A 22,461-nucleotide genomic window follows, 5' to 3' on the forward strand; every position below is an offset into this window, starting at 1 on the left:
GGCGAGCCTGGAACTATTCAATCATGCTGAAAGGAAATAACGGCTCGCCCACGAGGATCGCCGCAATTGCGACCCCACCAGGGAATGGGAAGTAGGTAAACACTCACGAACTACCAACGGACAATTCGGGGGATCTCCGGCGTGGCCGCCATCAAACCCCGATCTGACACCCTCATTTGGGGCACATCGGGTCGGCAGGTCTGTTCCTTGGGGAACATAAGGCGCATTTTTCTGAGATTTCCTGCAATTAGCCTGAACCTCGATCTTCAGCCATTTGAGGAGAATGGCCAAAACACCTTGCCGCCCGGGAGCGAACGGCGACCTTGCCGCCCGATGCACTTCACGGGTCGACCCACGAAGGCCGGAGCGCTATCCGGGCCTCGCGGGCCAACCAATCCATCGGGATGGGGCGGCCGCGCACTAGAAGCCGCGACCGCGCTGCATTCTTACTTCGGCGGCACATGGACCGCATAGCTGCGGCGCGGCGGGCCAACATCCATGCTCGCCGCAGTCATCGCCATTTCGGACCGCGGCGTGAGAACGCGGTGGTTCGGGCTGCCGCTGACCACAAAATCGAGTGCTGTCGCGGTGGCGCCACCCGCGGCGGATGCGCCCGACGGCGAAACCGCCGTAGCCCGGATCGGACCGCCGTCATCCGAAAACTTCAGCGCGCCGGGATCGAAGGTCAGCAGCATCGCCAAGGCGGCCGCAGAGCCGATAAGGGCAATCATCGGCCAAGAAGAGTGATGGTGCGCGTTTAGGATCGACATTTGTGTTCTCCCTTGCAGTAGGTATGACGTATCGCTTCCTGCTCTTGGATAAGGCAGGCTATCAGGGGCGGTCTGTCGCGGTGCTCCCTGCACAATCGAAGCCGGGTGACGAGGCGCGAAGGCGCGTTCTTGATTGGTTGCCGCGCGGGCGCCTTACATTACGCGAAGTAACTCTTGACCAGACGAAGATGCGCCGAGTCTCAGCCACAGGCTGTTTCTCAGGTAACGTAGGGTCAATTTTTTGCTGACGGGGCCCCGAAGACGTGGCTTGTTAAGCTCAGGCCGCCCATGGGGTTCACCTCTTCTCTCTTGCGGGACATGGCGCAGGTGGCGCAGAAACAAGCAGAGCAGCTGACGTGAGTGGAAATGGATAGTCTGGGTTCCGACGAGCGACGCAGGATCATCGAGCGCCTCCCCCTATTTGAGGGGCTCGGCGCCGAAATCGTTGCGCAGATCGACGAGCGCTTGCTGCCGCGCAAATGGGCACCGGGATCGACGATCTTTCAGCGCGGCGACGCGGGCGACTACATGATCATCGTCACCGCTGGCCGGGTCCGGTTGACGCTGGCGACGCCACATGGGCGCGAACTCGTGCTGCGCGATGCGTTACCGGGCGAGTGCGTGGGCGAGATGTCGGTGATCGACGGAGAGCCGCGTTCCTCCGACTGTACGACCCTTCAGGAACTGTGCGGCCTGACCTTGCACCGCCGCGACTACCTCGCGCTTTGCGCGCGACACCCGGACGTGCCGCTGGCGGCAGCACGTTATCTTTCGCTGCTGCTGCGCGAAACCAACGACAAGCTGGAGGCGCTGGCGCTTTACGATTTGCAGGCGCGCTTCGCGCGGTTCCTGCTGGCCATGCTGCGCCAACACCATGGCACCCGGATCGAAGCCGTGGCAGAACTCCCGTTCGATCTGACGCAGGGCGACATCGCGGCGATGCTTGGCGCCAGTCGGCCCAAGGTCAATCGCGCCCTGAACAGCCTCGTGGCCGAGGGCATTGTCACGCGCAAGGAAAAGCTGCTGATCTGCCGCGTCGCCGAATTGACAGAGGTTGCCGAGCGCGATCCGGTGCACGGGAACGGATAACTTCGCGTCATCTATTCCCCAGGGAACAGGGCGCATCCCCGGCGCGGACAACACTCACCTGATTGACCATGTAGTGAGTTTTGAATCGTGCGCGCCTTTAGCGATTGTCCGCTGCCTCCGGCCGCGAAGCCCCGGATTTCATTGCCTCGCAGCTTTTTCGCACCTAGGCTGTTCTGAGTATCGGAGTAAGGCGATTGTCAGCCAGTCACATTCTGATCGCGGTGGCGCTATTTCAGCTCAAGCACTACATCGCGGATTTCTTGCTACAATCCCGCCGGATGGTGGTGGACAAGGGCAAATATGGCCATCCGGCCGGGCTCTTGCATGTGGCTGTGCACGTTGCCCTGACACTCCCGATCTTGCTGTACCTCGGAGTGGCCGGCAAGGCGATTGCCCTGGCGATGCTGATCGAAGCCCTCGTTCACTACCACATAGACTGGGGCAAAGAACGGCTGACCGCTCTTAGACTCCTGACGCCAAGCGACAGCGCCTATTGGTACTCCCTGGGTGCAGACCAGTTGCTGCACCAACTGACCTATATATGCATCGTCGCAGTCTGGGCGGTCTGAGGCCCTCCCCTCTCTGACCCTGATTTGTCAGGCGCGTCGGGGGCGGCCATGAGCGATGAATCAGGAAAAGGTTTGAAATCCGTTAAGCGTTCCAACACACTCAGCTGAATGTGTTCCGCAGCGCCCGGCGCGGCTTTTCCGCGTTCGACGTTCTTTTTTCAGAAACCCCGCTCATTCGAAACGGTGGCCCGCCATGCCCAAGAACCATTCCTACAAGCGCACGACCGACGCAGCCATTTTCAGCCTTTGGGACACCCATCCCGAGGCAGTTTTCACCCAGCTTGGCCTGACGCGCGAGGCGCTGAAGGCCGCGCAATCGGCCATGGTGGGCAGGATCGTGATGCCCGGAGACCCGAGCTACGATACCGATCGGCTGCTCACGAACCCCGTCTTCAACCCCGCGCCCTGCGTCATCATCTATTGCGAAAGCGAAAGTGACGTCGGGATCGCGCTTCAGATCGGCAAGCGCGGGACCATGCCCTTTACCATCCGTTCGGGTGGGCATTGCACCGCCGGGTTTTCCGCAGGCTACGGCGTTCTGATCGACGTCAAGGGGCTCGACCATGTCGTCGTCGATCCCGCGATGAAGACCGCCACGGTCGGCGCCGGCTGTGATTTCGCGCGCCTCAACCGGGCGCTCGCGCTTTATGGCCTGCACGTGCCAAGCGGCGAATGCGACACGGTCCGCGTCGGCGGCTTCGTGCAGGGGGGCGGGCTGGGGTTCACCGCCGCCAGCTTCGGGATGAACTGCGACAACGTCCTGTCGATGAAGGTGATGCTGGCGGATGGCCGGATCGTCATCGCCACACCCAACCAGAACCGCGATCTGTGGTGGGCGATGCGCGGCGGCACGGGCGGCAATTTCGGGATCCTGCTCGAAGTGGTCTACCAGCTCTACCCGCTGAAGCAGGTCACGGGATGGGCGCTCGCATGGACGCTCGAGACCCCCGCGCAGATCGCGCTGGCGGCCGATGTCATGCTGCGGCTTCAGCGCGACTACATGGGGCCGAACGGGGTTTACGGCGACGCGCTGACCCTGCAGGTGCTGATCGTCTATCAGACCGAGCTGCAAAAGGGCGTGCCGATGCCCACGCCCGGTTACGTCTTCATGGTGCGCGGCCTGTGGGTGGGCAACCCGCAAGACGCGATTGCCTCGATGAAGCCTCTGGCGGCGATGCCCGGCGCGACGGTGCAATGGACGAAGACCGGCACCTATATGGAGGTTCTGGATGCGCTGCTCAACGAACCGCAGGATCAGCCCATCGTCGCGCATGGCATGCCGAACGAGGACAAGGCCTCTCGGTATGTCGCCAAGGATCTGTCCGCGGCCGAGTGGATCGAGGTACTGACCTTCTTCACCACGAAATCGCCCAACACCATGTCCTACATGTATCTGGAGGTCTATGGTGGCAAGATCGCCTCTTACCCGCTTGAAAACAGTGCTTTCGTGCATCGCGATGTGCTGTACGACGCTGTGCTGGATGTCTTTTGGTACATGCCCGGCGACCGCGCGGCGGCCGAGGCCTTCATGCATGACTGGATCCAGCTGATGGAGCGTTTCTGGAATGGCGGCGTCTATCAGAACTATCCCAGCATCAGCGTGCCGGACTATCCCCACAACTACTGGAAGTCCGCCCTGCCGGGGTTGAAGAAAGTGCGCCAGAAATACGATCCCGGGCACTCCTTCCGCTTCGCACAGGAGGTGCCGGTGCCCCTGAGCGACGAGACGCCCGGGCCCGACGAGATCCCCGCCGATATCTTGGCGGCTCTCGCGCTTCCGATCGACGAGGTCGGGGGCGCACAACCAATCCGGCTTGCGCTCTGAGGTCACTCAATGAGCCAGGAGAACGGCGCGGATATCGAGGAATGGCTGACGACCCTCGGGCTCGCGCAGTACACCGAGGCATTCCGCGCCAACGATGTCGATTGCTCCGTCCTGCCGCAACTGACCACCGAGGATCTGCGTGAGATCGGCGTCACCTCGGTCGGGCATCGGCGGCGGATGCTGTCCTCCATCAAGGCTATGGCAGCGACACCGCACGAGGCCGAGCGGCGGCTCCTGACGGTGCTGTTTTGCGATCTGGTGGATTCGACGTCGCTCGCCGCCGCCAGCGATCCCGAGGACTATATCGACTTCATCTCGCTGTTTCGGCGCGCGCTGGAGGCCGCGATCCGCCCACTTGGCGGCTATGTGGCCAAGTTTCTCGGCGATGGGGTCATGGCGACATTCGGCTATCCGACCGCATCCGAGCATGACGCTGAGCGCGCCGTGGCCGCCGGACTTGCCGCGCTGGAGAGAGTTTCGAAGCTTCCTACACTGGCGGGGCGGCGCGTGCAGGCGCGCATCGGAATTGCGACCGGCCTGACCGTCGTGGGCGCACATGATGCGGGTGCTGCCCTGCTCGATGACAGCGCAATCGGTGAGACACCGAACCTTGCCGCCCGGCTTCAGACCCTCGCGCACCCCGGCACCATCGTCATCTCGGCCCAGACACACGATTTGATCGGCAAGGTTTTCGATTGCGCCGATCTGGGGGCGCACCGGCTCAAGGGCATCGCCGAGCCGGTCCCCGTCTGGCAGGTCATCGGGCGCAATATGCGCACCAGCCGCTTTGACGCCCTGCGATCCAATCGCGGCAGCAGCATTTTCGTGGGGCGCGCGGCAGAGTTGGCGCGACTTTCGGCGGCACTGCGCGACAAGCGCGGCCAAACGTTGGTGGTGACTGGGGAATCTGGTATCGGCAAATCGCGCCTCGCACGCCGGGCTGTCTCGGCCTTCTGCCCCGAAGGGCGGCGCGCCATGATCATCCAATGCTCGCCCTACGGCGTCGATGTGCCGTTCGAGCCGATACGCTACCTGCTCGAAGCGGCGTGCCAACTACGTGCGGATGACGACCGGGAGCAGAGCCGCGCAAGGATCGGCGAGTTTCTCTCGGCCTTTCTTGAACCCGAGGAGGAGCGCATTGCCCTGCTGTGCATGTTGCTTGGCCGGCAAGCGCAGACGGATGGCCCTTTGGCCGCCATGGGCGGGCAGGAGATCCGCAACCGGCTTATGGCCCTGCTTGGACAGTTGCTTGTTGCGATGGCTGCGCCCTCGGCGCATGTGATCGTTGAGGATGCGCAGTGGCTCGACCCCTCCAGCTCCGAACTGCTAGAGCGCAACCGGGAGGCCATGGCAAACGCCGGGACGGTCGTGGTTGTTACCGCAGGCTCCGGTCTTCACAAATCCTGGCTCGAGCCGCCGCAGGCCGAGGTCATCGCGTTGGGCCGCCTGAACGGAGCCGAGGTCGCCGAACTGGTAAAGGCCGTCGCAGCCGATCGCCCGATCAGTGACGAAGCGCTTGCAACTATTGTCGCACGCTCGGACGGCGTGCCAACCTTTGCCGAGGAACTGGCGCGCGGTTATTTCGAGGCCGTGGGCGCTGGTGCGGCGGGTTCTGCGCCGGAACATGTTCCGGTGACGTTGTCACAGGCGCTTCAGGCGCGCCTTGATCGGCTGACCCAAGGCCGCCGCATCGCATGTCTTGGCGCCGCGATCGGGCGTGAATTTCCCGTCGCCCTGCTCATAGCGGTCTCCGACGTGCCCGCCGACACCGCCCGCTCCGCCATTGAGGAGTTGATCGAGGCCGAGATTCTCATCCCCGGGAAGAACGCCTATGGCGATGTGGTCCGCTTCCAGCACACCCTGGTGCGCGAGGCCGCCTATGACCTGCTGCTGAAACGACAGCGACCTGCGCTTCATGCGCGCATCGCAGAAGTTCTGACGACACAGTTTGTCGAAATCGCCGACAAGCAACCTCATATCATCGCGATACAGCACGCCAATGCCGGCGCCCATATCCCGGCGGCGGCGCAGTGGCTGCGTGCTGGTCGTCGCGCCTTCCAGCGATCCGCCTATGCCGAAGCCTCGGCCTTCTTCTCGAAGGCGCTGGCCGAGATCACCCTGGCCGAGCCCTCAAGGCAGCGCGATTCAGATGAGCTTGAAATCCGCCTAAACCTGCTCAGCGCGATGATCTGCGTTTCCGGCTACCAGTCGCTAGGTGCCTCCGAGCAGACCGAGCACGCCATCCGCCTCAGCAAGCAACTGGGCGACTCTGACAAGCTTATCCCGGCGTTGCAGGCACGTTGGGTTCATCTTGGAAGCGGAAACGAGTGGCGCGCGGCCCTGCAACTTGCGCGACAAGCGCATGAGGTCGCCGCCGAGGGATCCGATATCGACCGGCTCTTCGCCCATCGCATGTGCGCCACTTCGTTTCTTTTCGTAGGCGAGATCGACCAGGCGCTGCATCACTACCTTGCGTTCATGGCGCTTTTCGACCCCGAGCAGCACGGCGAGATGATGCGACAGGGGCATTCGGACCATGTCACGATGGTTATGCTGGGACTGTCCGAGGCCTATCTGCTGAAAGGCGACACCGCCAATGCCGAGAGCTGGCGCAATCGCATGTTCGATTACGCGCGCACGATGCGGCGGGTCCATGACAGCGGGCATATACTTGTTTTCGTCTCGATGCATTCCGAGTTCCTCGGCCGCCACGACCTGACCAAGGGCTATATTGCCGAGCTTGAGGCGCTGATGGCCCAGCACTCCCTGCCGAACTGGGTCGGCTATCGCGACCTGTTCGTCGGACTCCTGCGCGCCCGCGAGGGCGGGGTTGATGAAGGCCTGGCCAGAGCGCGCGAGGGAGTTGAGCGCCTGATCACGGTCAAGGCTTTTGGCAACTGGTGGTATCTGCTTTATGCCGAGGCCTGCGCCAAGGCCGGTCGCTGGCGCGATGTCGCATGGGCGCTCGATCATGCCCGCGCCATTTCCGATGGCGGAGATCTGCGCTTCGCCGGAGAGCTGTACCGCCTGGAAGCGCATCTGAACTTCGAGCGCGACTGCGACCCAGACGCCGCCCGCGCGCTGATGGAGCAGGGCCTCAAGATTGCCCGCGCCCAATCGGGGGAGCTTGTCGCCACACGACTGGAACGGGATCTGCTGAAGGTCTCGGCGCGTCTGACGTTTTGATCCATCGCCCCGCGATCGGGCGTCGGCCCCACGAGATGAGGACCGTGCTTCACGTGGTCTGCCGTGCAGATCTTAGCCCTGCGCGAGGCGCCAATCGCAGTTCCGCCTCAGGAAGTCCCGCCAAACCCGTGCTGCTAAGCGCTCGCCCGCCGATCGATAGCCCCAAGCAATCACCCTGAAGGCCCCACGATTGAACCTTGCGCACGGTCGCGCTACAGGTTGCCCGTAGTTCAAAGAAATGCTCTGCGGGAGGCGCGCGTGGCCCTAATCTCGATCGCGACCCTAGATGGAAAACATCATAGTGTATCCGTTCTGAAATCGATGGACGCGATCTGGCGTGAGGCGGGCCACGAGGTCCGCGTCGGCAAAGACTTCGACCCGGCCGCAGACGTCGCGATCCTGCACCACAACATTAGCCTGATTGATCCGGCGCTGGTGCCTCCGGCCCCGAAGGGCGTTTACGTGATCAACGGTGCAGCACGGGACATCCGTAAACGCGGCTACTCCCAACTACAGGTTTCCCAAGACACAGACTGGAACGGGCCGGTGCTCGTAAAGACGAACGACAACCACTTTGGCATTCCCGAGCGGCGGATTTACAAATCGCGCCATGTCGAGCGTGTATGGGACATGCTCGCGCAGTGGAACTGGAAGCTCGCGCGGCGCCTGCCCTATCGGACCTACCCGGTTCTGGATCACGTCCGCGATGTTCCCGATTGGGTATGGCGCGACTCGGCCTATCTGGTCGAGCGCTTCGTACCGGAGCGCGAAGGGGACCTCTACAGCATTCGCGGATGGATGTTTCTGGGCGATCGCGGCTACGGGTGGCGGATCTTCGCGCACGACCCGATGGTCAAGACGGGGACGATGGTTCGTTATGAGTATCTTGAAGAGGCCCCGGAAGAGGTGCTCGCGGCACGCGCGCGTTGCGGCGTCGATTTCGGCAAGATCGACTATGTAGTGCACGACGGGCGCGCGATTGTTTTCGACGTAAACAAGACCCCGAGCTTCGCGGGCGATCCCGCCTCGCCGCGCCTGCGCAATCTTGCATTAGGTATTGAGGATTTTCTGAAATGACGCTCGTGCCATCGGTCTCGCAAGACGTACTCTATCCCGCCGATGCGGCCTGGATGGCCCGCACAGACCTGAAGACGACGCGGCTGCTGGGGTATACCGACGTCAACATCGACTCGGTGACCGGGGTTACCATCGGGATTCTCGGACGGCAGCCTTCCGTGCGGCACGCCTCAATGGTGACCGACGAGATCCTTGAGTTTCTTGGCAACGCGCGGTTATCCGTCGAAGAGGACATGCGGGTCTACCGCTCAGAAAACGAGGCGATCGCTGCCGCCAGATCCCTGATCGCAGAAGGATATCGGCTGTTCTCGCCCTACCCGCTTCCCGCCGGGCTTTACCCGGATGATGCCTCGGTGGTGCCCGCCCCGCTCTGGTATCGGCTGAACGCCAAGGCGCGCATGTCGGAACTATTTCCCGCAGAGCATCTCGCGCCGCGCCAGATCGTGAATGACAACTCAAACATCGCCCCACCGGTCTACCTGAAAGCCGGGGGAGCCGCCGTTACCGGATGGGCCTATGCGGTGCGTTACTGCGAGACCCAAGAAGAGATCGAGGGGGCCCTGAAGTGGTTCCATGAAGCCGGAGCCGCCGCCGATCTGGTTGCCGAGGACGCGCTGAACGTAATTACCTGCTGGTGCGCGCATGTGGGCTGCTCGGACACCGAGACGGTCTATCTTGGTGCGGCCGAGCAGACCTTTTCGGCCCCGGCCCGGCAAACAGGCAGCATCATCGACGCTGCGCGGGACTTTCCCGAAGCAGGTCGTCGGATCGTACGCGCAGCAGGCGAAAAAGCGCGCCAACTTGGCTATCGCGGCATCGCTGCCTTCGACGTGGGCCTTACCGATGATGGGCGCCTGATCGCCTTCGATCCGAACTTCCGGGTCAACGCCTCGACGACGCAGGTCCTTCTGCACGAGGCCGCTACCCGAGGCACAGCCTGGAGCACAAGCCAGTCGGTCGGCGGACCAACCCTGCTGCCGATCTCCGAGATCATGGCCCGGCTCGACGGCCCAAGCCGCGAGGGCTGGTTCGTGCCGACGAGGCTGCTGGATGCCACGCTTCTCGACGCCGCAAAGGGTAACTCGCTTTGGACAGGTTTCGTGCTGGGCAAGGACCGTCAGGAGACGGCAGATCGCGGCGCGGCCCTAGCCGGGATGCTGGCCGAGTGGGACTGAAACCCACCGTGCGCAGCGAAGCCGCCCTCGGACCAGACGCGGTCGGCAGCGGAGGCGCGGGCTAGTCGCGGAACTCGGGTGGCGGCTCCGGTCAGCGCCGCCGACCTACGCGCCTCTTCGGCCAGCAGGCCTGGATCACACGATCCTCTCCACGAGTTTCCAGATCTTGCGCTTTATCGGGCCGTAGGGCGGCGAGGCGAGGAACGTGCCGTTTACTCTCCGCTGTGCAAAAACAGACTTCATGTGACTGAAGGTCTCGAAGCCCCGATCACCGTGGTAGGCGCCGTTTCCGGAAGCACCAACTCCGCCGAATGGTAAAGTATCGCATCCGACATGAACGATCACGTCGTTGATGCAGACCCCACCCGAATGCGACTGCCGAAGCCAGACATCCCGATCGTCTTGGCTTTGCGTAAAGAGATACAAAGCCAGCGGCCGGTCGCGCGCGGCCACAAAATCGAGCGCTTCCTGCCGTGTGTCATAGGGAATGAGCGACAGGAGCGGCCCGAAGACCTCTTCCTGCATCACCGCCAGATCGCAAGACGGGTTGACGATTACCGACGGAGGCAGCTTGCGCTTGGAGGGCTCACCTGCGCCCTGCAATTGCAGAACCGTCGCGCCGCTGCGCCGCGCCTCGTCGATCATTCCTTCCAGGCGGAGCAGATGGCGCTCCGAGATGATCGCGGAATAGTCCTGGCTGGTCGCTCCGGCCGGATGCTGCTCTTGCCAGGCCGACAGAACCCGGGCGGCGAAGTCATCGATGACCGCGCGTGGAACCAGTGCATAGTCGGGCGCAACGCAGATCTGCCCCGCACTCGCCGCCTTGCCCCACGCGATCCGCCGAGCCGCGACGTCGAGATCGGCGGACTGCGTAACAATGACCGGGGACTTGCCGCCAAGCTCAAGCGTCACGGGGGTAAGGTTCTTGGCAGCGGCAAGCGCAACCTTGCGCCCGACCGCGGTGGATCCGGTGAACAGCAGATGATCGAAAGGCAGTTCCGAGAAGGCCCGCGCCACATCCTCCCCGCCGTTGATGACCATCGCCTCCTCGGGCGAGAAGCGCTCGCCGATCATCCGGGCCAAGATATCGGAGGTGCGTGGTGAGAGCTCCGAAGGTTTCACCATCACCCTGTTGCCGGCTGCGAACGCGGTCGCCATGGGCGGCACCACCATGAAAACAGGGAAGTTCCACGGTGCGATGATGCCAACGACACCCAGTGGCTGCGGAAAGATGCGCCCGCTCGCGGGTAACAGATGCAGGGGCATCCCAACCCGACGCGGCTTCATCCAGCGCTTTAGATTCCGCCGAGCGAAACGCACCGCCCCCAGAGACGCCGTGATATCGTAGATTCGGCTCTCGTGCGGGCTCCGATACGAGAAATCCTCGCTCATGGCCTCAATCAACATATCGGAATAGTCGCGCAATGCACGTTCCAGGCGGTCAAGCCTGTCACGCCTGACATCGATGGCGGGATATGGCTCGGCTGCGAAGGCGGACTTCATGAGCGCGAGCGCCGCGCCGGGCACGTCCGCTTCCGTGGCAGGTTCAGCATGAGCAGTGGTATTCAGCATTGCGCTTCTCTCAGGGCGTATCGAAATGGCCATAGACCGGTTGCAAGCCAGCGGGCCAGTACCAAAGGACGTGCTACCCTCGGCGATCGCGGGCGTCGGAGCAAGTCGCTTGGTCGCAACGGTGTTGAGGGCGGAACCTATCATCGTCGCCCTGCTTCGACGCCCCGAGCGCCCCCCATTGCCAGCGCGGCAATTCTGCTCCGGATCCGCTGGGGCATGGGTTCGAACAGCGCCACAAAGCTGGCTCCGAATGCTGTTCTGGCAATCAAGGCTTCCTCGGTCTTCAGGACGTTCGAGAGCGCGACAATCCGGTGCAACTCGCAGCAACGTAACGCCCCGGTCTAGAAAGTGCGGCGGGCACCGCCTTGTGTGAAGGCAGTCCCCCTCGGGGACACAACATGATCATCTCTGCTTTATGCAGAGCGTATCCGCAGCTTGATGAACCCACGCACACTTCGCAAAAGCAAATGGCCGCGACGCTAAGTCACGGCCATTAAAAGGTAATTCTGGTGGGCGATAACGGATTTGAACCGCTGACATCTTCGATGTGAACGAAGCGCTCTACCGCTGAGCTAATCGCCCGGTGGAGGGGCTTTTAGCCTCACTCCGCCCCCTCCGCAAGAGGGTCCGCCGCGCTTTTTTCATCCTTTTGCGCCACCGCCCCCGACGCATCCGCCGAACCGCGCTTGAGCTTGATATGCAACACCGAGGCGCCATTGTTCACCGCCGTCCGGGTGACGCGCATCTTGCCCAGAGGCGGCAGGGCAATCGTTTCGCCCTTCTCGAGCGCCTCCGAGAGCACCTGAAGCACCGCCTGCGCGACATCGCGCGCCACGGCCTTCTTGGCGCCCGAGATCTTGGCGACGCGCTCCACAAAGTCCTTTTTGCGCAGCGCCGAGGCCGCAGCCGCCTGCGCAGGCGCTTCGGGCGCAGCTTCCGTTTTCTTGGTGGTCTTTCGGGTGGCCTTTGCCATGTCATCCCCCTGGGTGTCCGAATCGAGCGCAGGTTACGCAGGAACGGCTGCCACCACCACGGGCATGTTCAAAATGAAGACGCGCCCCGACGGGCGCGTTTCAGATCGTTCAGTGGGCCGTGGCGCCCTGCCCTTCGCGGGCCGAGGCCGCAGCGGCCGCGGCGGCGGCCTCTTCGGCCGCCTCGTCCCATTCGACAGGCTCGGGCATCCGCACCAGAGCACGCGGCAGAACCTCGCGCACATGGCTGACGGGGATGATATCCAGCCCCTCCTTCACGTTCGCGGGGATGTCGGCCAGGTCCTTCTCGTTCTCGGCCGGGATCAGCACGGTCTTGATCCCGCCGCGCAGGGCCGCCAGCAGCTTTTCCTTGAGGCCGCCGATCGCCAGCACGTTGCCGCGCAGCGTAACCTCGCCGGTCATGGCGATATCCTTACGCACCGCGATCCCGGTCAACACCGAGACGATCGACGTGACCATCGCGATCCCCGCCGAGGGGCCGTCCTTGGGCGTCGCGCCTTCCGGCACGTGGACGTGGATATCGACCTTCTCGAACTTGGGCGGCTTCACGCCAAGCTCGGGAGAGACCGAGCGCACATAGCTCGATGCCGCCTCGATCGATTCCTTCATCACATCGCCGAGCTTACCGGTGGTCTTCATCCGCCCCTTGCCGGGCAGTTTCAGCGCCTCGATTTGCAGCAAATCGCCCCCGACCGAAGTCCAGGCAAGGCCCGTCACCACGCCGACCTGATCCTCTTTCTCGGCCAGACCGTAGCGGAAGCGGCGGACGCCAAGGTAGTCGCCCACCTTCGCCTCATCGACGATGACAGACCTGACCGCGCCCTTGCCCTTGATGATCTCGGTCACCGCCTTGCGGGCGAGCTTGGCGATCTCGCGCTCAAGGCTGCGCACCCCGGCCTCGCGGGTGTAATAGCGGACCACATCGTTCAGCGCGCCATCGGTGATCGAGAACTCGCCCTTGCGCAGCCCATGCGCCTTGATCTGCTTGGGGATCAGGTGCTGGCGCGCGATCTCGCGCTTTTCGTCTTCGGTGTAGCCGGCGAGGCTGATGATCTCCATGCGGTCCAGAAGCGGGCCGGGCATGTTGTAGCTGTTCGCCGTGGTCAGGAACATGACGTTCGACAGGTCGTATTCCACCTCGAGGTAGTGGTCCACGAAGGTCGCGTTCTGTTCCGGGTCCAGCACCTCAAGCATCGCCGAAGCCGGATCGCCACGGAAGTCCTGCCCCATCTTGTCGATTTCATCGAGCAAGATGAGCGGGTTCGTGGTTTTCGCCTTTTTCAGCGCCTGAATGATCTTGCCGGGCATCGAGCCGATATAGGTCCGGCGGTGGCCACGGATCTCGCTTTCATCGCGCACGCCACCAAGCGAGATGCGGATGAACTCGCGCCCCGTCGCCTTGGCGACCGAGCGGCCAAGCGAGGTCTTACCCACGCCGGGCGGGCCGACGAGGCACATGATCGGGCCTTTCAGCTTGGCCGAACGCGCCTGAACGGCCAGATATTCGACGATCCGCTCCTTGACCTTCTCAAGCCCGTAGTGATCGGCATCGAGCACCTTCTCGGCCCCGCCAAGGTCTTTCTTGACGCGGCTCTTGACGCCCCAGGGCAGCGACAGCAGCCAGTCGAGGTAGTTGCGCACCACCGTCGCCTCGGCCGACATCGGGCTCATGGACTTGAGCTTTTTCAGCTCGGCATCCGCCTTGTCACGCGCCTCTTTCGAGAACTTCGTGTTGGCGATGCGCTCTTCCAACTCGTTGATCTCGTTCTGGCCATCCTCGCCGTCGCCGAGTTCCTTCTGAATGGCCTTCATCTGCTCATTCAGGTAGTACTCGCGCTGCGTCTTCTCCATCTGGTTCTTGACGCGGCTCTTGATCTTCTTCTCGACCTGAAGCACCGACACCTCGCCCTGCATCAGGCCATAGACCTTCTCAAGGCGCGCCGAAACGTCTAGCGTTTCCAGCAGTTCCTGCTTTTGCGCGACATCGAGGCCAAGATGCCCCGACACGAGGTCGGCCAGCTTGTCGGCCTCCTGCGTCTCGGAAACGGCGGCCAGCGCCTCTTCGGGGACGTTCTTCTTGATCTTGGCGTAACGCTCGAACTCCTCGGCGACCGAGCGCAGCAGAGCGCGGATCGTGTCGCGGTCGCCCTCGGCCTCTTCAAGCACCTCGGCATGGGCCTCGAAGAAGGTCTCATTCGGGACGAATTCGGTGATCATCACGCGGGTCTTGCCCTCGACCAGCACCTTGACGGTGCCATCGGGCAGTTTGAGCAGTTGCAGCACGTTGGCCAGAACGCCGGTGCGGAAGATCCCATCCGCAGTCGGTTCATCAACCGAAGGGTCGATCTGGCTGGCCAGCAGAATTTGCCGGTCATCCGCCATCACCTCTTCCAGCGCACGCACGGATTTCTCGCGCCCGACGAAGAGCGGCACGATCATGTGGGGAAACACCACGATGTCGCGCAGCGGCAAAACCGGATAAGTCGTCGAGAGGGTCTCGGTCATATTCATTCCTCTTTGGCGAAAGGACACCGACCCCGCTTCGCGGCAGTCCCGGCCCTTCCCGTATCCCCCCATATTTAGGGGGGCAAGCGGGTCGCTTCAACCAGACCACCGAAGGACCAGACTTTCTGCCCGTCACATCGGGGTTACATTGCCCCGCACCTCGCAGCGGAGCAAGGCCAGAACGACCCCATCGGCATCATGGGCGTGTTTTCCTTACCCGCACCTTAGCGCGGCAGCACCAATTCGGCGCGCAAGCCGCCAAGGCGGTCGCTTTCGCCAAGCCGCAGGCTGCCGCCATGGCCGCGCAGGATGTCAGCCGCGATCGACAGGCCCAGCCCGACCCCCTGCCCCCGATCCTGGTTACGCGCGGGGTCAAGGCGCGTGAACGGCTTTATCGCCTCCTCGCGCCGCTCGGGCGGAATGCCGGGGCCGTCATCCTCGACAATGATGCGCACCATCCGCGGGCCAAGCTGCACCGAGACATCGGCGCGCGAGCCATAGCGCACCGCGTTGCCGATCAGATTCTCGACGGCGCGGCGGATCGCGTCAGGGCGGCAGGTGATCTCGGCCAGACCGGGGCCGGGGCATTCGTGCAGGCGCACCGGCTGCCCACCACGCTCGGCGTCACCGACGATCTGCGCCACCAGTTCACAGGGGTCTATCAATTGCGACTCATCCGCCGTCGCATCGTCGCGCGCGAAAGCCAGAAAGGCATCGACTAGCTTCGCCATCTCGGCCACGTCGCGCTCCAGTGCGGCGACCTCATCGCGGGTTTCGGGGTCGTCGGGCAGCATCGACAGCCCGAGACGCAGACGCGTGAGCGGCGTGCGCAGATCATGGCTGATCCCAGAAAGCATCAGTCGCCGCTGCTCGATCTGTCGCTCGATCCGCGCCCGCATCTCCAGAAACGCTGCCCCGGCCGAGCGCACTTCGGTCGCGCCCGCGGGACGGTAAAGCACGACCTGCCCGCGCCCGAACGCCTCGGCCGCCTTGGCAAGGCGCCAGATCGGCCGCAGCTGGTTGCGCAGGAAGAGATAGGCGATAATCGTCATCAACAGGCTGACCGCCACCATCAGCACCAGAAGCTGATGCGGGTTGGAGGCCGACACCCGCCCCCGCCCGAAACTCAGCTCCAACACTCCTTTGGGCGTGTCGAGCGTCAGCTGCACCTGCGCCCCCACCCGCAGATCGACTGAGCGCAGACCCGCCAACCCCTCGCGTAACGTGTCGATCACAACGATCCCGGTGAAATCGCCAAACCGCCGGAAATCGCCCTGCTCTGCCGCGGCCTCGGGTGTCGCGGGCAAGATGAACTCCAGCCCCAGCGGCTCGGCCAGTGTCACGCCCACAGCCTGCGCCGCAGCAAGGTCGGCGGCCTCGCCCACCCGTTGATCAAGCAGGATGATCTCGCGCAGCATCGTCTCGGTCATCTGCTTGGTGACGCGCTCAAAATGGCGCTGAATGAAGACCACAGACACGACAAGCTGGATGGTCACGATCGGCACGATCAGGATCAGCGCGGCACGCCCATAAAGCCCGCGTGGCAAGATCTGTTTAAGCCAATCAAAATTCATGCCAAAACCCTAGCCGGGAGCAGAACGAAGGAAAAGCGGAAGATGCCGGAGAGTCATAAGGTTGAAATCATGGAACCCGGTCTGCGGCGGATTGTGGCGCCGAACCCCTCTCCGATGACACTGAACGGCACCTGCACCTATATTCTGGGTACCGGATCGGTTGCGGTGATCGACCCGGGTCCCGCCGATCGCGGCCACATCGGGGCGATTCTGGCAGCCCTCGCACCCGGTGAGCGGATCAGCCATATCCTGGTCACCCATGCGCATCTCGACCATTCTCCCGGCGCACCGCTACTGGCAGAGGCTTGCGGTGCCAAGGTCCACGCGTTCGGCCCCGCCTCTGCCGGCCGCTCGCCCATCATGGAGCGCCTCGCAGCAACCGGCCTCATGGGCGGCGGCGAAGGCGTGGATCGGGCCTTCGCACCCGACATCCTGATCGCCGATGGCGAAGAGATCATCGGCGGCGATTGGAGCCTGCGCGCCCTGCACACACCGGGCCATTTCTGCAACCATCTGAGCTTTATCTGGGGCGATGCCATCTTCACCGGAGATCATGTCATGGGGTGGTCATCGACCCTGATCTCTCCGCCGGACGGCGACTTGGGCGACTACTTCCGATCGCTCGACAAACTGGCCCAGATCGGTGCCCGCACATTCTACCCCGGCCACGGCGCCGCGGTCACGGGCACGGCGGCGCGGATCGCCGAACTGGCCGCACATCGACGCGAGAGAACCGCCCAGATCGCCGCGCATCTGGTAGCCGGAGCCGCCACTGTCGCGCAGTTGACCGAGCTTATATACCAGGAAATACCCGCTGCCCTCATGCCCGCCGCATCCCGCAACGTCTTCGCGCATCTTGTTGAAATGACAGCCACAAATCAGGTTGCAGCTGTACCTGAGATACGCCTGGACGCTGCCTTTTCGTTGACCTGAAAAAATCCGAAAAAATCCTTCACGCCCCTCTTGCACCCCCGAAACACCGCCGCTATACACCGCCTCGTGTTCCGGCGTAGCTCAGCGGTAGAGCAGTTGACTGTTAATCAATTGGTCGTAGGTTCGATCCCTACCGCCGGAGCCATAAAATCCCATAAAATCAAGCTACAGCGTGCTGACTAAATCAGCCAGCGGCCGATGTCCTTCGTCGGGCTGTAGCGGTGGGCCAGGAAAAGCGCCACTGGGCGAGGCGTTTTCTGGTCTGGCGAGCGCATGCCGGAAAGAGCAGCCACTGACCAATCCTAGGCCTGATCGGATATCCTGACTAAGCAAGAGGAATCGGAAGGGCGGACTCAGGCGCTGATGCGCTTTGTTATTGGGCTGCGCCACCTTCGCCACGGGGATTGCCGGCCTGTAGGTGATCTCGCGCGAAAGCCCGCTGACCGCTCCATTCATCGGATCGCTCAGGCTTGATTCACGTGTCCAACATGAAGAAGCCGCCACATTCTTCTGATGTCGAAGCGGAAATTATCGGCTACTGATGGGGTGCGGCGATGCGGCCCATGACACAGACCGAAAAATGACGACGCGCAGGCCGAGAAGGAGACAGCATGACGTTCGCAGCACTCAAGAGATCCGCAGCACGCGGCACGGCGGCCCTTCCTGCCCATCAGAGCGGCCTCGCGATCGCGGTAGCGCTTCTGATTGCGTCTGCCGGCGCCTCCACTGCTCAGGAGACGATACTTGAGCGCGAGTTTTCCAATGCCGCCGTGATGGGGCAGACGGACGTCGGCATCAGCAAGGGCTCTGTCGTCATCGCCCCGATCCCGTTCTCGAACCCGATGATCGAGCACGGGCTGACCCTTGGTGCAGGATACCTGTTCAACCTTCCCGGCTCGAAGCCCTCCGGCGCGGGTATCGCCGCCCTCAAGACCAGCAACGGTAGCGAAGGGATTGGCGGCGGCTTCAACGTGAACTTCGCGGACGGCCTTTGGTCGGTGGGCCTGATCGGCGGCGAGGCCACCCTTTTTTATGACTTCCCGCTGAGCAATACGGCCGACCTTCCCCTGAAGCAGACCGGCAAGCTATATGCTTTCACCGTCAGCCGTGCGGTAAACAGCAAGCTGTCGGCGGGAGTGTCGCTCAGTTATCTGGACTCAACCCTTGGTCTTGACGTGCCCGGCTTTGAAGATCTGCCCCCGATCCTGAGGCCAGATGCCAATGTGACCGTGGGCAAGATCAACATTCACGCGGCATATGACACCCGCGACGACACCTTCTTCCCCACGCAGGGTACGCTGATCAAAGGCTCGCTCGCCTATGGAGAAGAACTGGACGCGATTTTCGACGGCGAAATCCCTGTGATCGACCGGCACTATTCCAAGGGTGTGGCCTCCGCATCGCGCTATGCGCCCTTGGGCAAGAATGGCATTCTGGCCGCGAATGCCTCTATCTGCGGCGCCTCCGACTCAGCACCGTTTTTCGACGGCTGCGGCGTCGGCATGGCAAACGGGCTGCGCGGTTTCGGCACGCTCGATGATCTCGCCTCCTGGTCGGCGGGCGCCCAGGTCGAGTATCGCGGGCGTCTGACCGAACGTATCGGCTATGTCGGCTTTGCGGGCCTTGGCATCGGCGGCGACACTTTCGCCGACATGTCGCTCGATCAGGGCGGTTTTGCTGCCGGGTTTGGCCTGCGCTACCGGATATCGAAGCAGTTCGGGCTCGACTATGCGATCGACTATGCGCGCAACGACGCGCAGGAGGAGTTCTTGTACATCACCCTGGGCCAGCGATTCTAAGATGCGCGGGCGCGGCGTGAGCCGTAGTTACGGGAGAAAGACAGATGCCTGACCAGACACCCCAGTCCAGCGTCGGCCGCAAGAGATTGCACCGCCGCAGCTTCATCGCCCTTGCGGCGGCCTTTCCCTTTGCGGCCCATGCGGATCAGGATCTGGGCGAAGACTGGATCGTGCTGGTCGAAAGCAAGATCAACCTGCTCAAGAACTTCTCGATCATCCCGGTCACCCTGAACAAGGGGCTTTTTGCGGGCCTTGTGATCGAAGCGGTCGACAACCCGATCTTCATCGAAAGCGTGGAAGTCACCTTCAGCAACGGGGAGACGACCGAACTTGCAGTCCGCTCGATCATCAGCGAAGGGCGCCGCACCCGCAAGATGCTCCTGCCCGGCCTCGTGCGCGGAATTCGCCTGATCAAGATCATCTACAAGCGCGTGCCCGTGGGCGGCACCACCACTGTGCGCATTTACGGGCGGCAGGTCTGATCTTAGACTACCGGGCCGTCCATCCGGAGAGAACGAATGCTATCCTTCCTGCTCAACATTCTGAGGCTGTTCAAAGCTATCATTCGTTCCTGGCGCATCCCGACGTTTCGCGCCACCCTCAGCCTTGCGGGGATCCTCTTGCTCACCGGAACAGTCTTCTATCACCGCACCGAGGGCTGGTCCTGGATCGACTCGCTCTATTTCAGCACCACGACGATGTCGACCGTGGGCTTTGGCGACCTGACGCCGCAGACCAATGTCGGCAAGCTGTTCACCGTGGTCTATATCTTCGTCGGCGTAGGGGTTTTCGTGGCGCTTTTCACGCAACTCGCCCGCGCCCTGCTGAAAATCGAGGGACCCGCAGACAGCCCCACGGCGAAAGAACCCACCAAAGACTAGGAACGCGCGTCGATCCGCTGTGCCACCAGTTCCTGCAAGAGCCACAGACCTTCGTCATGCATTCCGCGGGCCTCCAGTTGCGTGACCGTGTTCAGCAGGTATTCGGCACCGGTTCCCAGATGACCACAGCTTTGCGACAGCACATCGGCAACCTCGCCGGGCGTCAGGTCTCCGGCATACTGCGGTGACTCGCGGTTCATCACGAAAACCAGCGCGTTGACTGGCCCGTCCCCGGTTTCAACGCGCAGCCATGTCGGAATATTGGTGATCGGCTTCACCGTGAACTCGCGGCGGAACAACTGGTGGAACTGTGCCTCAAGATCGGCTTTGGGCAGCTCGAAGAGGACGCCCTCACACTCCCCTCCCCGGTCGAGCGACATCATCAGGCCCGGGTACTCCGGCGAGCCGCGAAACCGCCATTGCCGCAGGCAGAAAGACCGCCGCCACCCTGGCAGACGCGCGCATTGCTCGCCCCGATGGTCGATCTCGGGGCGCCAGATCAGCGAGCCATAGGCGAAAAGCTGGGTCGGGCGATCGGGCGCCGGATGGCTCGCCAGAATTCGATCCACCCATTCGGCATAATCCTGATCGGTCTGGGGAAGCAGGCCCGCGGGCTGGCCGCCATCCTTGATCTCGCGATGCACGCGCGCCACGTGCCCCGGGGTCAGCGATAAAACTCTGGGTCCGTCAGCCATGTTCAGCCCCCCGTCACCCAAGGGTGCGGAGGGACCGCACAATTTGCAAGCCTTTTACGGCGCGGCCAGAGCACACGAGCCCCGGCGCCGCCGACTTCACGCCAGATCGGCGGGCAGAACGCTGGCCGGGATGTTCTGATAGCAGACCGGGCGCAGGAAGCGGCGGATCGAGAGCGTGCCGACCGAGGTCGCCCCGAAGTTGGTCGAGGCCGGGTAAGGCCCGCCATGCACCATGCTGTCGCACACCTCGACACCCGTCGGGAAGCCGTTCGCCAGTACCCGCCCGGCCTTGCGCTCAAGGATCGGCATCAGCCGCCGCGCAAGACCTGCGTCGGCGTCGTCCATATGCAGCGTCGCAGTCAGCTGACCGCCAAAGCTGCGCGCCACGTCCAACATCTCATCCATGTCGCGCGCCACAACCACCAGCCCGAGCGGTCCGAACACTTCCTCGGCAAGGGCATGGTTGCCCATCCAGTCCTGCGCCGAGACACGGAACAGGAACGGCTTCGCCTCGCGCCGGTCGCACATCGAGGTCAGCAGGCCCTGAACGCCGGACTGCGCCCCCATCTGCGCAGCACCCGAGACATAGGCGCTGGCGATCCCGTCGGTCAGCATGACCTGCGCGCCCGTCGTTGATAGCGCCGCGCGCGCGGCCTCGACGAACGTGTCGGCCTGCGGGCCGTTCAGAACCACGGCGATACCGGGATTGGTGCAGAACTGACCCGCCCCCATCGAGAGCGACGCCGCCCATCCCTGACCAAGCGCCTCACCGCGCCGCGCGACCACCTCGGGCAACATGAACATCGGGTTCACCGAGCCCAACTCGCCGAAGAACGGGATCGGCTCTGGGCGCTGCGCGCAAAGGTCGAACAGGGCGCGCCCCCCGGCGAGCGAGCCAGTAAAGCCCACCGCCTTGATTAACGGGTGCTGCACCAGCGCCTGCCCGACATCGCGCTTGCCGCCCTGCACAAGCGAGAACACGCCGCGCGGCATGTCGCATTTGACGATGGCCGCAAGGATCGCCTCGGCGACGATCTCGCCCGTGCCCGGATGCGCGCCGTGCCCCTTGACCACAACGGGGCAACCGGCGGCCAGCGCGGCGGCCGTATCACCGCCTGCCGTCGAGAAGGCCAGCGGGAAATTGGAGGCGCCGAAAACCGCGACCGGCCCGATCGGGCGCTGCATCATGCGCAACTCGGGGCGCGGCAAGGGCTGCCGATCGGGCATGGCCGCATCGTGGCGGCGATCGAGGTAATCGCCCTTTAGGATATGCTGCGCGAAAAGCCGCAGCTGGCCGGTGGTGCGGCCACGTTCGCCGTTCAGGCGGGCTTCGGGCAGTCCGGTTTCCTGCGTGCCGATCTCGGTGATCGCCTCGGCGCGGGCCTCGATCTCATCCGCGATGGCCTCCAGAAACGCGGCCCGTTCCGCGCGCGAAGAATAGCCGTAGCTCCAGAAGGCGTCCTCGGCTGCACGAACCGCCTGATCCACCAGTTCGGGCGTTCCGACCGAGAACGCATGGGCCGCACGATGCGCGGGCTCCGACAGGAACCTCTGTTCAGTCGCGCGCCATTCTCCGGCGATCAGATGCTTGCCGTGGGGTGTGAAAGTCATGGGAATCCCTTCCATTTGCCGCCGCGAGGGCATTTTCGCGCCCGCGATCGCTGCCGTTCCGGCCCTGGGCGCCGCAATCGGCCGTTTTTTCTCGAACGAAAATTCAAGCAATTGCGCTCACTTGCATCGATACTCAAAATTTTCTCGACGCGCCAGTATTTTTCTTATATGAAAATTTCTTGCAACAAAGAAGAAAACATTTCATGTT

17 protein-coding genes and 2 tRNA genes are annotated in these 22,461 nt (G+C 63.1%); 11 read left to right on the top strand and 8 right to left on the bottom strand.

The features are described 5' to 3' along the window. Positions 1-446: 446 nt before the first annotated feature. On the bottom strand, positions 447-731 hold the full coding sequence (locus N3C64_RS14320) for a hypothetical protein (protein ID WP_260014965.1): 285 nt from the start codon (positions 729-731) through the stop codon (positions 447-449). A gap of 405 nt (positions 732-1,136) precedes the next feature. Here N3C64_RS14320 and N3C64_RS14325 point away from each other — a divergent pair, with 405 nt between their 5' ends. From N3C64_RS14325 to N3C64_RS14350, 6 genes are all read left to right on the top strand, one after another. Then, positions 1,137-1,859: a Crp/Fnr family transcriptional regulator gene (locus N3C64_RS14325; protein ID WP_218629560.1), complete on the top strand. Its 723-nt coding sequence runs from the start codon at positions 1,137-1,139 to the stop codon at positions 1,857-1,859. A gap of 194 nt (positions 1,860-2,053) precedes the next feature. Then, entirely contained in the window at positions 2,054-2,428 is a 375-nt protein-coding gene (locus N3C64_RS14330; RefSeq protein ID WP_260014966.1) for a DUF3307 domain-containing protein, read from the top strand. A 193-nt stretch (positions 2,429-2,621) separates the two neighbouring features. Further along, complete coding sequence (locus tag N3C64_RS14335) at positions 2,622-4,253, top strand: FAD-binding oxidoreductase (RefSeq protein ID WP_260014967.1); 1,632 nt, start codon at positions 2,622-2,624, stop codon at positions 4,251-4,253. A gap of 9 nt (positions 4,254-4,262) precedes the next feature. After that, positions 4,263-7,439 carry an AAA family ATPase gene (locus N3C64_RS14340; RefSeq protein ID WP_260014968.1) on the top strand — a complete coding sequence of 1,059 codons (3,177 nt, stop codon included), beginning with the start codon at positions 4,263-4,265 and terminating at the stop codon, positions 7,437-7,439. A 321-nt stretch (positions 7,440-7,760) separates the two neighbouring features. Continuing rightward, the gene (locus tag N3C64_RS14345) at positions 7,761-8,516 is read left to right on the top strand and encodes an ATP-grasp domain-containing protein (RefSeq protein ID WP_260014969.1); all 756 of its coding nucleotides are present in this window, start codon (positions 7,761-7,763) and stop codon (positions 8,514-8,516) included. Then, positions 8,513-9,691, top strand: a complete 1,179-nt coding sequence (locus N3C64_RS14350; protein ID WP_260014970.1) for a hypothetical protein — start codon at positions 8,513-8,515, stop codon at positions 9,689-9,691. Before N3C64_RS14345 ends, N3C64_RS14350 begins: the two co-directional genes overlap by 4 nt. Before the next feature lie 135 nt (positions 9,692-9,826). Here N3C64_RS14350 and N3C64_RS14355 read toward each other — a convergent pair whose 3' ends face one another. The 5 genes from N3C64_RS14355 to N3C64_RS14375 all read right to left on the bottom strand — a co-directional run bounded on the left by N3C64_RS14355 (position 9,827) and on the right by N3C64_RS14375 (position 16,334). Next, positions 9,827-11,263, bottom strand: a complete 1,437-nt coding sequence (locus N3C64_RS14355; protein ID WP_260014971.1) for a coniferyl aldehyde dehydrogenase — start codon at positions 11,261-11,263, stop codon at positions 9,827-9,829. 507 nt (positions 11,264-11,770) lie between these two features. Continuing rightward, positions 11,771-11,845 (bottom strand) — tRNA-Val (locus tag N3C64_RS14360). A gap of 19 nt (positions 11,846-11,864) precedes the next feature. Then, positions 11,865-12,236 (bottom strand): HU family DNA-binding protein, encoded by a 372-nt coding sequence (locus tag N3C64_RS14365; protein WP_260014972.1) that lies wholly within the window; start codon positions 12,234-12,236, stop codon positions 11,865-11,867. Positions 12,237-12,345: 109 nt separating this feature from the next. Continuing rightward, complete coding sequence (gene lon, locus N3C64_RS14370) at positions 12,346-14,760, bottom strand: endopeptidase La (protein ID WP_260014973.1); 2,415 nt, start codon at positions 14,758-14,760, stop codon at positions 12,346-12,348. A 224-nt stretch (positions 14,761-14,984) separates the two neighbouring features. Next, positions 14,985-16,334 carry an ATP-binding protein gene (locus tag N3C64_RS14375; protein WP_260014974.1) on the bottom strand — a complete coding sequence of 450 codons (1,350 nt, stop codon included), beginning with the start codon at positions 16,332-16,334 and terminating at the stop codon, positions 14,985-14,987. A 69-nt stretch (positions 16,335-16,403) separates the two neighbouring features. On the opposite strand from N3C64_RS14375, the gene N3C64_RS14380 reads away from it, so the two are divergent. From N3C64_RS14380 to N3C64_RS14400, 5 genes are all read left to right on the top strand, one after another. Continuing rightward, a complete protein-coding gene (locus N3C64_RS14380) occupies positions 16,404-17,267 on the top strand; it encodes an MBL fold metallo-hydrolase (RefSeq protein ID WP_260014975.1) in 864 nt (287 codons plus the stop codon). A gap of 70 nt (positions 17,268-17,337) precedes the next feature. Further along, positions 17,338-17,412, top strand: a tRNA-Asn gene (locus N3C64_RS14385). Between the two features lie 466 nt (positions 17,413-17,878). Next, complete coding sequence (locus tag N3C64_RS14390) at positions 17,879-19,066, top strand: BamA/TamA family outer membrane protein (RefSeq protein WP_260014976.1); 1,188 nt, start codon at positions 17,879-17,881, stop codon at positions 19,064-19,066. A gap of 44 nt (positions 19,067-19,110) precedes the next feature. Then, positions 19,111-19,548, top strand: a complete 438-nt coding sequence (locus N3C64_RS14395; protein ID WP_260014977.1) for a DUF2541 family protein — start codon at positions 19,111-19,113, stop codon at positions 19,546-19,548. 36 nt (positions 19,549-19,584) lie between these two features. Continuing rightward, on the top strand, positions 19,585-19,947 hold the full coding sequence (locus N3C64_RS14400; RefSeq protein WP_260014978.1) for a potassium channel family protein: 363 nt from the start codon (positions 19,585-19,587) through the stop codon (positions 19,945-19,947). On the opposite strand, the gene N3C64_RS14405 is transcribed toward N3C64_RS14400, so the two are convergent. Together N3C64_RS14405 and N3C64_RS14410 are read right to left on the bottom strand one after the other, a co-directional pair. Next, the gene (locus tag N3C64_RS14405) at positions 19,944-20,642 is read right to left on the bottom strand and encodes a gamma-glutamylcyclotransferase (protein ID WP_260014979.1); all 699 of its coding nucleotides are present in this window, start codon (positions 20,640-20,642) and stop codon (positions 19,944-19,946) included. The two genes, N3C64_RS14400 and N3C64_RS14405, sit on opposite strands and share 4 nt — an antisense overlap. Before the next feature lie 96 nt (positions 20,643-20,738). Beyond that, on the bottom strand, positions 20,739-22,253 hold the full coding sequence (locus N3C64_RS14410) for an aldehyde dehydrogenase (NADP(+)) (protein ID WP_260014980.1): 1,515 nt from the start codon (positions 22,251-22,253) through the stop codon (positions 20,739-20,741). Positions 22,254-22,461: the final 208 nt, after the last annotated feature.

This window comes from Sedimentimonas flavescens, assembly GCF_025154035.1.
GTDB classification, from domain to species: Bacteria; Pseudomonadota; Alphaproteobacteria; order Rhodobacterales; family Rhodobacteraceae; genus Rhodobacter; species Rhodobacter flavescens.

Excerpts from the sequence above, each read along its gene's own strand:
- N3C64_RS14320 (WP_260014965.1), bottom strand. The coding sequence starts at position 731 with ATGATTGCCCTTATCGGCTCTGCGGCCGCCTTGGCGATGCTGCTGACC.
- N3C64_RS14325 (WP_218629560.1), top strand. The coding sequence starts at position 1,137 with ATGGATAGTCTGGGTTCCGACGAGCGACGCAGGATCATCGAGCGCCTC.
- N3C64_RS14335 (WP_260014967.1), top strand. The coding sequence starts at position 2,622 with ATGCCCAAGAACCATTCCTACAAGCGCACGACCGACGCAGCCATTTTC.
- N3C64_RS14340 (WP_260014968.1), top strand. The coding sequence starts at position 4,263 with ATGAGCCAGGAGAACGGCGCGGATATCGAGGAATGGCTGACGACCCTC.
- N3C64_RS14345 (WP_260014969.1), top strand. The coding sequence starts at position 7,761 with ATGGACGCGATCTGGCGTGAGGCGGGCCACGAGGTCCGCGTCGGCAAA.
- N3C64_RS14350 (WP_260014970.1), top strand. The coding sequence starts at position 8,513 with ATGACGCTCGTGCCATCGGTCTCGCAAGACGTACTCTATCCCGCCGAT.
- N3C64_RS14355 (WP_260014971.1), bottom strand. The coding sequence starts at position 11,263 with ATGCTGAATACCACTGCTCATGCTGAACCTGCCACGGAAGCGGACGTG.
- N3C64_RS14365 (WP_260014972.1), bottom strand. The coding sequence starts at position 12,236 with ATGGCAAAGGCCACCCGAAAGACCACCAAGAAAACGGAAGCTGCGCCC.
- lon (WP_260014973.1), bottom strand. The coding sequence starts at position 14,760 with ATGACCGAGACCCTCTCGACGACTTATCCGGTTTTGCCGCTGCGCGAC.
- N3C64_RS14375 (WP_260014974.1), bottom strand. The coding sequence starts at position 16,334 with ATGAATTTTGATTGGCTTAAACAGATCTTGCCACGCGGGCTTTATGGG.
- N3C64_RS14380 (WP_260014975.1), top strand. The coding sequence starts at position 16,404 with ATGGAACCCGGTCTGCGGCGGATTGTGGCGCCGAACCCCTCTCCGATG.
- N3C64_RS14390 (WP_260014976.1), top strand. The coding sequence starts at position 17,879 with ATGACGTTCGCAGCACTCAAGAGATCCGCAGCACGCGGCACGGCGGCC.
- N3C64_RS14395 (WP_260014977.1), top strand. The coding sequence starts at position 19,111 with ATGCCTGACCAGACACCCCAGTCCAGCGTCGGCCGCAAGAGATTGCAC.
- N3C64_RS14400 (WP_260014978.1), top strand. The coding sequence starts at position 19,585 with ATGCTATCCTTCCTGCTCAACATTCTGAGGCTGTTCAAAGCTATCATT.
- N3C64_RS14405 (WP_260014979.1), bottom strand. The coding sequence starts at position 20,642 with ATGGCTGACGGACCCAGAGTTTTATCGCTGACCCCGGGGCACGTGGCG.
- N3C64_RS14410 (WP_260014980.1), bottom strand. The coding sequence starts at position 22,253 with ATGACTTTCACACCCCACGGCAAGCATCTGATCGCCGGAGAATGGCGC.